Source organism: Amycolatopsis sp. NPDC004169 (assembly GCF_040610315.1).
Taxonomy (GTDB): domain Bacteria; phylum Actinomycetota; class Actinomycetes; order Mycobacteriales; family Pseudonocardiaceae; genus Amycolatopsis.
Map to the genome: position 1 here is coordinate 1 of NZ_JBEXMD010000026.1, position 13008 is coordinate 13008.

General features: G+C 70.4%; 9 protein-coding genes. 3 read left to right on the top strand and 6 right to left on the bottom strand.

The window, feature by feature from the left end:
• A partial coding sequence (locus ABZX11_RS30065) for a DJ-1/PfpI family protein (RefSeq protein WP_354919130.1) occupies positions 1-1021 on the bottom strand: 1021 nt, incomplete at its 3' end.
• A 192-nt stretch (positions 1022-1213) separates the two neighbouring features.
• Between ABZX11_RS30065 and ABZX11_RS30070 the strand changes: the two genes are divergently transcribed.
• Positions 1214-1714: a quercetin 2,3-dioxygenase gene (locus tag ABZX11_RS30070; protein WP_354919133.1), complete on the top strand. Its 501-nt coding sequence runs from the start codon at positions 1214-1216 to the stop codon at positions 1712-1714.
• A gap of 22 nt (positions 1715-1736) precedes the next feature.
• On the opposite strand, the gene ABZX11_RS30075 is transcribed toward ABZX11_RS30070, so the two are convergent.
• Together ABZX11_RS30075 and ABZX11_RS30080 are read right to left on the bottom strand one after the other, a co-directional pair.
• Positions 1737-4478, bottom strand: coding sequence for an AAA family ATPase (locus tag ABZX11_RS30075; protein ID WP_354919136.1), 2742 nt, complete (start codon positions 4476-4478; stop codon positions 1737-1739).
• A 19-nt stretch (positions 4479-4497) separates the two neighbouring features.
• The gene (locus ABZX11_RS30080; RefSeq protein WP_354919139.1) at positions 4498-5052 is read right to left on the bottom strand and encodes an ester cyclase; all 555 of its coding nucleotides are present in this window, start codon (positions 5050-5052) and stop codon (positions 4498-4500) included.
• An 88-nt stretch (positions 5053-5140) separates the two neighbouring features.
• Between ABZX11_RS30080 and ABZX11_RS30085 the strand changes: the two genes are divergently transcribed.
• Positions 5141-5755, top strand: coding sequence for a TetR/AcrR family transcriptional regulator (locus ABZX11_RS30085; RefSeq protein WP_354919142.1), 615 nt, complete (start codon positions 5141-5143; stop codon positions 5753-5755).
• On the opposite strand, the gene ABZX11_RS30090 is transcribed toward ABZX11_RS30085, so the two are convergent.
• Positions 5752-6303, bottom strand: coding sequence for a CGNR zinc finger domain-containing protein (locus tag ABZX11_RS30090; protein WP_354919145.1), 552 nt, complete (start codon positions 6301-6303; stop codon positions 5752-5754). The genes ABZX11_RS30085 and ABZX11_RS30090 overlap by 4 nt on opposite strands.
• A 251-nt stretch (positions 6304-6554) precedes the next feature.
• Between ABZX11_RS30090 and ABZX11_RS30095 the strand changes: the two genes are divergently transcribed.
• The gene (locus ABZX11_RS30095; RefSeq protein WP_354919351.1) at positions 6555-7304 is read left to right on the top strand and encodes an SDR family oxidoreductase; all 750 of its coding nucleotides are present in this window, start codon (positions 6555-6557) and stop codon (positions 7302-7304) included.
• Between the two features lie 1059 nt (positions 7305-8363).
• Here ABZX11_RS30095 and ABZX11_RS30100 read toward each other — a convergent pair.
• Positions 8364-11942 (bottom strand): P-loop NTPase fold protein, encoded by a 3579-nt coding sequence (locus tag ABZX11_RS30100; protein WP_354919148.1) that lies wholly within the window; start codon positions 11940-11942, stop codon positions 8364-8366.
• A gap of 110 nt (positions 11943-12052) precedes the next feature.
• Complete coding sequence (locus tag ABZX11_RS30105; RefSeq protein WP_354919151.1) at positions 12053-12814, bottom strand: glycosyltransferase; 762 nt, start codon at positions 12812-12814, stop codon at positions 12053-12055.
• Between the last annotated feature and the right edge of the window lie 194 nt (positions 12815-13008).

Genomic DNA, 13008 nt, shown 5'->3' on the forward strand with positions numbered 1-13008 from the left:
CGACAGACACGTGAAGATCCAGGTCACCAAGGACTAGGTGACCCTCCGCGGTGGGGGGGGGGGCCGGCGCGGCGCCCCCCCCCCCGGGGCCGCCCGGCCGCGACCGGCTGCGGAACACGCCAGGGGACACCGCGAGCTGCCGGTGGAACGTCCGCCGCATCGTCTCGGGCGAACCGAACCCGACGCGGCGCGCGACCGTCTCCTGGCTGGCGTCGGTGGTCAGCAACAGCACTTTCGCCGCTTCGAGCCGAGTCAGCTCCACGAACACCGCCGGCGTGATCCCCAGCTCGTCACGGAACATCCGCACCAAGTGCCGCTCACTCACGGCCGCCCGCACCGCCAAGGCGGCGTTCGAATGGTCCCCCGCAGGATCGAGGGCCACTGTGTCCACGACGGCGCGGACCCCGCTCGAGGTGACCGCGGCGGCCCGCGCCCACACGCTGAACTGCGGCTGCTCCCCCGGACGGCACAGGAACACGACCATCAACCGCGCGACGCGGGCGGCGAACTCGCGGCCGTGGTCCTCCTCGACCAGCGCCAGCGCCAAGTCGACACCGGCGGTCGCGCCGGCACCGGTGACGAACGGGCCGTCCCGCACGAAGAGCGCATCCCGTTCGACCCGCAGCGCCGGGTGGCGCTTCACCAGCTCGGCGCGGTGCGCCCAATGCGTCGTGACCCGGCGGCCGTCCAGCACACCGACCTCGGCCAGCGCGAGCACGCCCGTGCCGAGCGCGGCGGTCCGGCGGGCGCGGGCGACCAGCTCGGGCAGGGCGTTCCCGGCCGGGCGCGGCGGGCTGCCGCCGGGCACCACCAGGGTGTCGATCGAGGCCGGCGCGGCCGCCACCGTGGTGTCGACGCCCAGCCGCGTGAACGACGTCGTCGTGACCGGCGCTCCGGTGGGTGAGACGAGCACGGCCCGGTAGCCCGCACCGAAGTCGCCGGCGCGCGCGAAGACCTCCAGCGGCCCCGCCACGTCCGGCAGCGCCACGTTGTCGTTGAGCACGAAGACGACCGTCCGCATGCGCCGGACGGTAGGGCCGCCGGACGGCACCGGTCGTGCTGTCGTGGCGTGCATCTCCTGGTGGGCAACGGAAATACGTGCCGGCGCACGCGGACTACGTGGCCGCGTACCGCCGGTTACGTGGAAGTCCCGATGTGCGCGGCGCCCTCGCGCGGCCAGAGTCGTCCGCAGTTCACGAACGAAGGAGATCCCGTGACGGAGAAGACGTCCACCGCGCCGTTCCACCTGCCGAAGGACGGCGGGCAGGCGCTGTGGCACCTGGGCGCGCTGGTGACGTACAAGGCGACCAGCGCCGACACCGGCGAGCAGTTCTGGCTCCAGGAGGCCTACGGCGCCCGCGGTTACGCGAGCCCGTTCCACCGCCACTCCCTGGAGGACGAGGGTTTCTACGTCCTCGACGGCTCGGTGTCGATCTACGTCGGCGACGACGTCACGCTCGCGACGCCCGGCAGCTTCCTGTGGGCGCCGCGCGACATCGTCCACGCCTTCTGCGTCGAATCGGAGACGGCCAAGTTCCTCGCCTTCTCCACCGGCGGGAAGTTCGACCAGTTCTTCTTCGACACCGGCGAGCCCGCCGCCTCGCTGACGATCCCGCCGCCGCCCGAAGGCGAGCCCGACGTCCCGCGGCTGGCCGCGGCCATGGCCGAGTACGGCGTCGAGATGGTCGGGCCGCCGCCCGCTCCGCGGACCTGACGCCGGACGTGCTCGGGGCGGGTCAGCGATCCGCCTCGAGCACCGCCTTCACCAGCTCCACCCGGCGGGACACCCCCGCCTTGGCCAGCAGCTTTTCCACGTGCTTCTCGACGGTCCGCGGGGACAGGAACAACTCTTCGGCGATCTGCTTGTTGCTGTGGCCCCGTGCCACCAGTTCCAGCACGTCGCGCTCCCGCGGCGTGACCGACCACGAAGCGACGATCGGGTCGAGCCGGCTCTCCGGCGCGCCGGCGGTACGTTCCAGTGAGGCGATCCACGCCGCGCCGGCCCGGCCCCGCGCGAGGCCGAGGTCCTCGGCCGCCCACCGCGCCGGAGTACCCCAGCCGTCCTCGACGGCCGCCCGGTAGACCAGCCGCCGGCCGATCAGCCGGTGCCACGCCGCGTCGATCGGCTCGCGCAGGGACTTGTCTGCCGCGTCGAACCGCTCGCGGGCGGCCCCGGGCGAACCGGTGCGGCCCAGGGCCACGGCTTCGGCGAAGGCGCGCATGCCGCGGTTGTAGCGGTTGACGTCCAGATTGTCCACTGTGGACAACGAAGTGCCCGTCCGGTCCGCGACGATCGTGGCCAGGGCGTGGAATCCGACGAACGGGGAACCGGTCACCTCGCCGGGCCGGGTCGCCGCCGTTTCCATCGCCTCATCGAGCAGCGACAGCGCCGGTTCGTCCTCGACCGCGGCGAGCAGCCGGTAGGCGCGGGCGCCGAGGGCCTCGCTCGCGATCTGCGGGTCGCCGGGCCGCAGCCGCAGCGCCTCTTCCCGCGCGTCATCGGCCTGATCGGTGCGCCCGAGCTGGTCGGCGGCGACCGCGGTCAGGATCAGCGCCTTCGGCAGGGTGGGCAGGTGCAGCCGCCGGGACGCGGCCGCGCACCGTGTCGCCGCTTCCAGCGCATCCACGGCGTCCCACCGGCCGATCAGCGTCGCAGCGAGCTGCAGGTCCAGCACGGCGGTGAGGCCCAGATCACCCAGCTCGACCGCGCGGGCCCGGGCTTGCCGCAGCCGTTCGATGCGCAGGGTTTCCTGGACGTCGCCGATCGCCAGCTCGGTGGACGCGCGCAGGCTCGCGAGCGGGCGGCCGGCGGCTTCGGCGATGATCCGCGCCTGCACGAAAGCGCTCTCCGCCGCGCTCAGCGACGTGCGGCGGGCGATCCGCCCGAGCAGGATCAGTGCGTCGTAGGCGGTGTCCACCTCGGCCGGGTCGTCGCGGGTGTCGCCCAGCGCGGCTCGTGCGAGGGCCGCGGCCTCCTCGAACCGCGCGTCACCGAAGGCGATCTCCGCCTCGGCGATCGCGATCCACGGCCGCATCGCGGTGTCGTCCGGCGCCAGCCGGCGCACCACCTGCAACTGTTCGCCCGCTTCCCGCCATTGTCCGGCGGCGGTGAGGATCCGGGCGAGCCGCAGGTGCGCACGGGCCGGCTCGCCACCGGCTTGCCGGAACTCCTCGAGCGAGCGGCGGGCCGCTTCGAGGGCCCGGTCGAGCTGCCCGGACTGCCGATACACCTGCGCGAACAGGCGGTGGACGTCGCCGGACGGCCCGGGCAGGCGGGCAGCGCGCTCCAGCACGCTCGCCGCGGACAGCAGTGCGCCGGCGGCGAGGTTCCGTTCCCCCGCGCGCAGGAACGACCGCGCGGCCTGCTCGGGGTTTTCGCTCTGCAGCGCCAGTTCCGCCACCACGTCACACCACTGGTCGGGGAAATCCGGGTGCAGCGCGTCGATCGCGGCGATCAGCTTCCGGGCCCACGCCGACCGTCCGGCGGGCGCGAGCGCCCCGAGCACGGCTTCCCGGATCAGCGAGTGCCCGAATTCGAACCGGTGCTCGTCGCGGGCGACCAGCACGCCGGCGTCCGCCGCCGCCCGCAGGGCCGGTGCGACATCGGCCTTGACGGCTTCGGCCACGACCCGCCAGTCGAAGGTGGTACCCAGCACCGCCGCGGCGTCGAGCACCGCCCGGTCGCCGGTCGCCAGTTCGCGCAGGCGGGCGAGCAGGACGTCGCTGACGGTCTTCGGCATCGTGGTCTCGCCGTCGGCGAAGGCCAGTGCTTCGACGAACAGGGGCACGCCGGCCGCCCGGGCGACGTCGGCCGGATGACCGAGGCAGGCCGCGACCATCTCGTCGACTTCGTTGGCGGACAAGGGTCCGAGGGTCAGCTCCTCGGCCGAGCCCCGGGCCACCAACGCCCGCGAAAGCCCGGAAACGCCCTCGTCGTCGCGGGCGGTCGCGATGACCGCGATGCGCTCGCCGGCGATGTTGTCGGCCAGGTACTGCACGACCGAAAGGGTGTCGGAGTCCGCCCAGTGCAGGTCCTCGAGGACCACCAGTACGCCGATGTCGCCGGCGAGCACCGAGAGCAGGCGCAGTACGCCTTCGCCGGTGACGGCGGGCGGGTAATCGGCGGCGGCGAGGTGCGCCCACTGCGGGACGATCTTCCCGAGCGCGGGCTTGAACCCGGTCAGCTGGGGCGAATCCGGGTCGGGCGCCCCACGCAGCCCGCCGAGCAGCGCCTCCTGCAGCGGACGGAACGCACGGTGCGCCTCGAGTTCCAGCGCCCGGCCCACCAGCACGCGGACGCCGTCTTCGCGGGCCCGGTCCGCCGCTTCGCGCACCAGCCGCGACTTGCCGATCCCGGCCGGTCCGAACAGCAGCCGGGTGCTCCCCCGTCCGGCGTGGGCGGCGCGGACGCCGCCGGTCAGCCGGTCCAACTCGGCGGCGCGGCCGATGAACACCGGGCAGCGCCGGAGTTCCCGCATGGGTGCCACCTTCACCGGGTCAGCCGAGGCGGCTCGCTTCTTCCGCGGCCTGCGCCGCCGAAGCGGCCGCGCGCCGCGAAGCGCCGGTCAGCTTGCCTTTCACGATCGCGAGGAGCATAGCCGGGCTCGGCGGGAACGCCCCGAGCTGGCCGAGCATGGTGAGGTCGTCGCGGACGGCTTCGTGGCTGGTGACGCCGTCGTCGCCGACCTTCAGCAGGTGCACCTGCTCGAAGTCGATCGGCCGCCCGGTGGCCGGGAGCACGCGCGCGGGCCGGCCGTCGTGGAACTGCACGAACGGGCGGTTCTGCACCCCCTGCATCCGGAGCCGGATCCACGCGGTGCCGTCGTCGAACCCGGCATCGAGGACGGGGAACCGCAGGTCGTCGAACGCGGCGCGCATCCAGGCACCCGACGCAAGCAGGCCACGGGGACCGGGCACCGAACACGCCGGTGGCGCGACCGCGGCTTCGCGGTTGACGAACGTGGGTGCGGCCGCGGCCCGTGCGAGATCGGGATCCCCGGTCTCGAGGACGCGGAAGACGTCGAGCGCGGACTGCAACGGGGTGGTGAGCATGGTGCCTCCTCGGGATTAGTGACACCATCCAATGATGTGAATGTATTCCAGTCAATGTGACCTGTTCCGGTGAAGTAGGGTGACCGGCGTGAAGCGCCCCTACAGCTCCGCGCGGCGGACGTCGGCCGCGGCCGAGACCCGCCGGGCCGTCTTGGCGGCCGCGCTGGCCCTGTTCGAAGAGCGGGGGTTCGTCGCGGCGACGCTCGCGGAGATCGCGGCGCGGGCCGAGGTGGCGGTCAACACCGTCTACACGAGCGTCGGCGGCAAACCGCAGCTGCTGATCGAGCTGGTCAAGGAGGCCTCCGCCGACGAGGAGATCGAGCGGGCGATGGCGGAGGTCCGCGCGGCCCGCTCCGGGCACGCGGTGATCGAGGCGCTGGCGAGCGGGACGTCGGCAGTGTTCAAGAACAGCAGCTGGGTGCTGGGCACGCTGTACGACAACGCGGCCAACGATCCGCAGATCGCCGACGCCGTCGCCGACGCGGAGGCGCGTTATGCCAGCCGGCTCGCGGAAGCGGCGGCGAAGATCGCGTCACTCGGGGACCTGCGGGCCGATCTCGATTCGGCCACGGCGTCCAACGTTCTGTGGTTCTATTTCGGCTTCCGCCCGTGGCGCGACCTGCTCGGCCGCGGCTGGACGTGGGACCGAGCGGCGGCCTGGCTCGTCGCGCAGGCGGAACACGCCCTCCTGGCGCGCGCCTAAGCCGTCTCGGCGTCCTTGCGGCGCTTGCGCATGGCGCGCATCGAGACCTGCGAGCTGCACCCGGGGCTGCAGAAGCGGCCGGACCGGTTGCGCGTGCGGTCGAAGAACCCGAAGTGGCACGGCGGGTTGCAGCAGGCCTTGAGCCGTCCCCAGACGTCACCCTGGGCCGCCTCGGCGACCGCGCCCAGCACCCCGGCCAGCACGCCCGGCACCCCGCCGGCCGCCGGCCGCAGCCGCGCCCCCTCGTGGCCGATCACGGCGATCAGCGGGTAACGCGCACCGGCCTGCTCCAGGTACTTTTCCGCCTCCGGCAGGCCGGGCGCCGGATCGCCCGCGTGCGCAAGCAGGACCGTGACCAGCGCGTCCCGCAACTCCCGAGCCGCGACGGCGTCGGACTCGGTGACCACGACCTCCGGCGGCAGCAGCTCGTACCCAGCGGCCCAGTCCGCGAAGCCCGCCGCGGTCCCGAACAGCTCCGGACGCCCACCACCGTCGGCATGCGTGTTCACGAACCGCAGCACCGCCTCGCCGGCTTCACTCTCGACCATGCTGACAGCGTAGCGCGAAACTCGGACCGTCTCCTCGACGAGCCCAACTCATGCCTTTTCATGAGTCGACTCGATGTCGGCTAGCGAGCTGAAGTCACAACCTGGTCGGCTGTTCGGCCAGCGGCTGATGTCCGGAAACGTGCCTATCGCGTCCCTTGCGGCGGTGGGCGCCGCGCTCCCGGTTCGACAGGCTTGACGATCATGACCCGGCCGGCGCGCAGCACGCCGGCAGACAGCTCGGAGCTTCAGCGATGACCTTCAGGAAGAACGTCCTCATCACCGGCGCCAGTTCCGGTCTGGGAGAAGCGATGGCGCGCAAGCACGCCGCGCTCGGCAGCAACCTCGCGCTGTGCGCCCGCCGGACCGAGCGGCTCCTCGCCCTGCAGGAGGAACTCTCCCGCGCCCACCCGGCGATCAAGGTCGCGGTCCATCACCTCGACGTCGACCACCACGACCAGGTCTTCGAGGTGTTCCGCCAGTTCCGGCGGGAGCTGGGCAGCCTCGACCGCGTCATCGCCAACGCGGGCGTCGGTCACGGGAAGCCGATCGGCACCGGCGGGTTCGAGGCCAACGCGCGGATCCTGCGGACGAACCTCGTCGGCTGCCTCGCTCAGACCGAAGCCGCAGTCGAGATCTTCCGCGAGCAAGGTGCCGGTCACCTGGTGGCGATTTCCTCCGTCAGCGCGGTGCGCGGACTGCCCCACCTCACCGCGTACGGCGCCAGCAAAGCCGGCGTCGCCATGCTCGCCGAGGGCATCCGCGCATCCCTGCTCGATACCCCGATCAAGGTGACCACCCTGTTCCCGGGCTACATCGAATCGGAGCTGACCACCACGGGCGACGAGCCGACACCGATGATGGTCTCCACGGAAAAAGGCGTGACCGCCATGATGAAAGCCATCGAAGCCGAGCAGCCGGAAGCCACGGTTCCGGCATGGCCCTGGATCCCGATGAGCTTCCTCATGCGCCACGCACCCCTGCGCGTCGTGGCCAAGTCATGACCGGCGGAGCGCTCCACGCCGCCCGGCAGAACCGTGCCGTAGCGAACGCACTCTCATGTCGCAGAGCGTGCGCCTCGACAAGCGGCGCTCGGCAGCCCAACGCGGGAAACCGGCCGCGCGACTGACGCAGCTACGGCCCTCTCACTAATTTCACTGGGGCACAGCTGGGGCAAACCCCCTGTTACAACTGCACTGAACAACACACCGTTGCAAACAATGGCGATCAAGCCCATCATTTCACCAGGCGATCCTCTATCGCCGCAGGTCAGGGCAATGATCGACCCTCACTGGCAGTGAGGGGGTCAGGGGTTCGAGTCCCCTTAGCTCCACATCGTAGGGAACCCCTTCGTTTCAGCCTTATTGGCTGGCCGGAGGGGTTTTCTGCGTTTTGGGTTCGATCTTCGGTGGTCGGCTTGCGGCGTGATCTTGTGCTCCCGGTGGGGCAAAACTGGAGCACTGCCCAGCCTCGTTCCGGCGTCGGCGTGGTGTTACAGCTGCTCCCGGCCCCGGCCGGCGAGGGACCCCATCGTGGCGAGCGGAGGACAACCGGCGCCCGTTTCCACCGTCGGCCACGTACGGCGACGGCGTCGGCGGGGCCGCCGTATGGCTCCCGGCCCACTCCGTCACGCCCAGCGCCGTGATCACCAATGACAGGCCTCGAACTTCGGCAGGATGTGACACGGCAGCCGACTCCGATAACTCTCGATCGTCCGCGGGTCCAGATCCAGCGACCAGAACCACCGCACCAGCCTGCAAACAACGAAATGTCGTCCCCAACAGATGTAGTTCCCCAACGGAGACATCACCAGCGGCCGCTCCTAACGACGATGCAGGTGCAGGCGCCGGCCAGCATCTAGGAAGCACAGACCGGACAACCGATCCGTACGAACTATCGTAGCCGCTGGAAGTGCGTCCGCAATTCTCCGAAAAAGCAAGTCGTCGGATAGCGATTCCGGCCGAACTAACGCGCCGGGACGGGTGCAGCGACGAGGTGCCGGCGGTGAGGGGCGAACCACGCTCCGAAGTGCGCGGTGTCATCGGACAAAGGGCTGCAGGCCCTCACCCCAACGGGCGTTGCCGATCCAGTGCGCTGACGATCTCGCCCGCGGGGAACGACAGCCTGCCGACCGGGACCACCCATTCCGCCCACGCGCCGATCGGCTCGGCTAGAGGCAGGTTCCGCCGGGCCGCTTCCTCTCCGGCCGTGCGCAGACCGTCGAGCATCGCCTGCCACTGCTGTGCCCGCGCGTGCTTCATCACCGGCTCCGCTGGGTTCTCCCACACCGTCGTTTGGACCGGTCGCAGCGCGTCGAGGAACTCCGGCCACGACATACCGGGCCGCTCGGCGGCGGTGTGGTGCAGGTGTACGAGGAACGCAGGACCGAGCGCCGGGTATGCGACGAGCGCAGCCAGCAGCACAAGCCCCGCCCGGTAAGGACGGAAGACTACCCCGTCGACCGTCGTCTCCGCGAGGTCGGTGTGCCGGTGTTCTCGTCGGATGGCGGTCAGCAGGCCGTAGCTGTTGGTGAGCCGCTTTACAGCGCGGGGCGTTGCCACGAGCAACGGCGGGCCAAGGATGTCCAGCAATGTCAGCTCTTCGGGCTCCAGGGTGAGGGGGTCGACGCGTTCCACGGGCCGCGCAGCAGGCATCGCCGCCCCGGCGGCTGGGAGACCCCGATCATCGACAGCAGCCTCGGCGCGCGGCGGCACAGTGACGGCGCGGGTAGCCTGTTCGCGACCGACCGCTGACGGCTGGGAAGCGCGCGTCCCGACAAGCGTGCGCAGGAGCCGCTGGTAGCCGACAGTCTCCATGGGTGGCAGTGTCAACACGACCTGGAAGATCTTCTCGAGATACTGCGCAGGCGAGGACTGCCGAAGCGCCTCGTCATCGGGGTCGGCACCGGGCTCGTCGAAAAGGCCCCGATAATGGGACCCGATCGCCCGCAGTAGCCACCGCGGGTCCACCGCGACGACGACCACGAACAGATCGACGGCGAGCAGAAGATGGATCGCCTCCAGAGTCTCCACCACGCGCCGCGGCGGGCACCGGTCGAGGTCGTCAATGTAGATGATGATCCGATCGATGCGAGGCAGCGTGTCGCCTGCCTCGTCGCGATCCGCCTCCTCCTCGTCGTCGGCAGACTGCATCAGGAGGGCGGCCATCCGGTGGAAGTCCTCGCGGATACGCGTCATCACCCCGAGCCTGCCGCGGTAGTCGCTGTCCTTGACCCGGTCGGTGACCAGTCCGGCCAGCTGTCCCGCCGCGGTCAGATTCTGCTCCTCCCGCGCCAGTTTGGCGACCTCGGCCGCCGCGACGTCGACTGCGGTGCGCAACCGTTCCCGTTGCGCCTCGGCGGCGCGCGCAGCGAAGCTCCACGCCGGCGCGGCCCTATCCTTCGCCGTCGCACGCAGCGCCACCAGCACACCGACCACCGTGGACACTGCGGGCAGGGCGGCCACCACCGGTAACAGGAAGAGCACGGACACGGTCGCCACGAGCCCGCCTACCAGCGTCATCCAGGTCACCGGCCGGAGGCTACGCAAGAACCGCTGCCACCTCTTGGTGTTGTCCCGTGCGAAAGCGATGGTCCGGGTCGCGTCCCGATACACGGACTCCGCCCGTTCACCCGCCAGATTCCGCAGCTCCGCAAGCTGCTCGTCGGACAACCCGGCCCACGACCCCTGGTCATCGCGTTCAGCCTTGGCCAGCTGCTGCCGGAGCGCCTCGTGCCGGGCACGGGCCGCCTGATGCCGTGCACGCACCCCGTGCTCAGCCACCAGCTCGGCGGTGAGCCGCGAGTGGCGGCGTTGTTCCGCGGGCACGTCACCGTCTGGTGGTGATGCCAGCTGTGCGAACAGTTCAGCCACGAGGCTTGCCCACAAGTCAGTCTCGGCGTAGTGCCACGCGTTGAACCGGATTTGGCGCACCGCACTATGCGCGAGCGAGTTGCCCGACCTCGCGGTCGCATCCACTTCCTGCCACAGCAGCGATAGGAAGTGGCTCTTACCCGCACCCCAGTCGCCGAATAGACCGACCGCGAGCGGAGGCCGCGCCGTGCGCGCGGTGATCAGCTCGGCGAGCGCAGTCGCATCGATATCGCGGAAAAGCTCGTCGACGGTGTGGGCCGCGTCGGACTGGTAGGACGGAAGCCTCGGTACTGGCCGGTCGGTCACGACCTCCCATAGCCGTACCGTCGACTCGGACCCGCCCGTCGCCAACACGGGTTTCCCGTCCACCGACTGCCAATCCATCCACAGCACGGCATGGGTCTGCCGAGTGAACGGCTTCGCGATTTCCGCATGGGCAAACGGGTCCCAAAGCCGCACGGTTCCTCCGGCGTCCCCGGTGGCGAGCACGAGCCGGCCGCCGATCCGTGCCCACGCCCCGCACCGGACGGCGCTGGTGTGCCCGGACAGGGTGGCGAACAGACCGCCCGTCTCGCCCTCGATCAGCACCACCTTGCCGTCCTCGCCACCCGTCGCGAGTATCGGCAGCCCGGCGGCGGTCGTCCATGCACCCCACCATGACGGCCCCTCGACCGCCACCCTCCTGAGCGTTGCGCCGCCCGGCCGCCACAACGTTACGGCACCGCTCTCGTCACCTACAGCGAGCGTCGGCGAATCCGGCTCCGGACCCCACGCGCCCCACCGGACGGCCGCGCCCAAGTCCACGGACACGGGGTCGGAACCGGCGTCCCGGAACCAGAGGCGCACAAACTGGTAGTCCCCGCCGGTCGCGAGTACTGGCTGCCCGTCGACTCGTCCCCACGCTCCCCACAGGAGACCCGAACTGTGGCTCTGCAGCGGTGAGTGCCTGGATGGCGTGCCAGAGTCCCACAACCGCACCGATCCGGTGCTGCTCCCGGTAGCGAGGAGGGACCGACCGTCGAACTCGGCCCAGGCGCCCCACGAGACCTGCCCGTTGTGGCCGGTGAGTGGTGAGCCGATCGCTGTGCCCGTCACCGGGTTCCAGAGGATTACTGTGGAGTCGTGCGAACCCGTCGCCAGCACAGGCTCACCGTCGATCTCTCCCCACTTTCCCCAGGAAACTGAATCCGTGTGCCCGGAGAGAATCATCGCCTCCCCGGTGCGGGGATCCCACAGCTGCACCCGTTCGTCGTCGCCGCCGGTCGCCAGCACCGGCCTGCCGTCGGCGACGCCCCAACGGCCCCACCACACCCGGCTCTGATGGCCGGTGAGCGGAGCGCCGAATGGCAGGCCACGCAGGTCCTCCCACGGCGGGACGGATTCGGACGCGGACAGCCACCCCGCAGCCGCTCCGTTCCCAATCTCGACGGAGAGCCACGCCGACTCGTCGCGTGCCCACGCCAGCCGGAACGTCGCGGCCGACACGATCACGGTGAGCCCACCCGCGGTGGTGTGTGGCTCGCCTGCGGCGGACAGCCACGCCATCAATGCGTCCGGCTGGTCGGTGTTGTCCTCGATGTGGATTGCGACGACGACCCCGGACCTCCTGGAGCGCGTGCCCGTGCGGTAAGCCCGCGCCAGTGCCTCGGGAAGCCGGCCGACGAGCACACCGATATCCTCCGGCGCAGGTACCGCGATGAAGCCCTGAACACTGTCATTGTCCTGCGCCGTGGGTAACGACAGCCCCACCTCGTCGAAGGCACGCAGCACCGCCCGCCACGACACTCCCGGCATGGACCCCGCTCTGCGCCCAACAACGCTGACGGCCACATAGGCCGTCCAGGTTGGTGCCACGTTCGCATTCCTTTCCTGGGCCGGCGTCACCAGCGGTCACGCAGAGACTGCGTGGAATTGTAGAACCGGATTTCCTCATCGGACAGGAACAGTGGCGGCGGCGCCTCGTACCAGCCTTCACCGTCCCCGGATCCCGAAACGGGCTCGAAGTGCCAGGTATTGCCAGAGTGGCGGACACAGACGAAGATCCCGTCGCTTTTCACTCTGGCCAATCGCGCGCCCTGTCGGACGAGTTCGGTGAGCATGCCGACGTCCTCGCCTAAGGAAACATCCCGGTAACCGGCTGACCGCTGCCACGCGGCTCTGGTAAACGCGAGCGTTCCGCACACAACGCTGTCGAGGTAGTTTAGCCGAAGCCTGGCCGACCTCCGCCAGAACCGGCGAGCCGGGACGTCGTACAGGTAGTCCCAGAGCAGCGCCGACACTTCGGCGTCGCCACGAGCAATCGGTTCGACCTGTCGTCGTAGCCGGTGGCTGCCGTACCAGTCGTCGTCATCCCATTGCACGAGGACGTCCCCAGACGCCGCCTCGCAGGCGAACTGCCTCGTCCAGCCGATGCTCCTACGGACGTCCAACCGGTGGTACCGGACGACATCACCGGCCGGAATCAGGTCGGCGATCGGGTCTGTGCCGCTATCGACGACGATCAACTCGCAATTGTTGTAGTCCTGGCCGAGGAAGTGGTCGATGGCACGCCGGGCGAGCTGTCGCCGGTCGCTGGTCAGCATTAGGCAGGAAACCGCCGGAAGCCGATCCCGGGACTGGTCCACGATGTCCAGAGTCTGCACAGTAGTACTCCGCCTGTTCGAGGGCAGCGCAGGTGCTGATTCTTGCAAACTCGGTCAGAGCATACCTCCCCGCCACACCCAAAACCGATCCTCCGCGGCGCCGGTGTCGTGAGTAGTCGCGCCGGACCCCGTCGCCGTTACACACCAGATCACGGTGCGTGAACGCACTCTTCTGTCACAGAGCGTGCGCCTCG

Excerpts from the sequence above, each read along its gene's own strand:
- ABZX11_RS30075 (WP_354919136.1), bottom strand. The coding sequence starts at position 4,478 with ATGCGGGAACTCCGGCGCTGCCCGGTGTTCATCGGCCGCGCCGCCGAG.
- ABZX11_RS30080 (WP_354919139.1), bottom strand. The coding sequence starts at position 5,052 with ATGCTCACCACCCCGTTGCAGTCCGCGCTCGACGTCTTCCGCGTCCTC.
- ABZX11_RS30090 (WP_354919145.1), bottom strand. The coding sequence starts at position 6,303 with ATGGTCGAGAGTGAAGCCGGCGAGGCGGTGCTGCGGTTCGTGAACACG.
- ABZX11_RS30095 (WP_354919351.1), top strand. The coding sequence starts at position 6,555 with ATGACCTTCAGGAAGAACGTCCTCATCACCGGCGCCAGTTCCGGTCTG.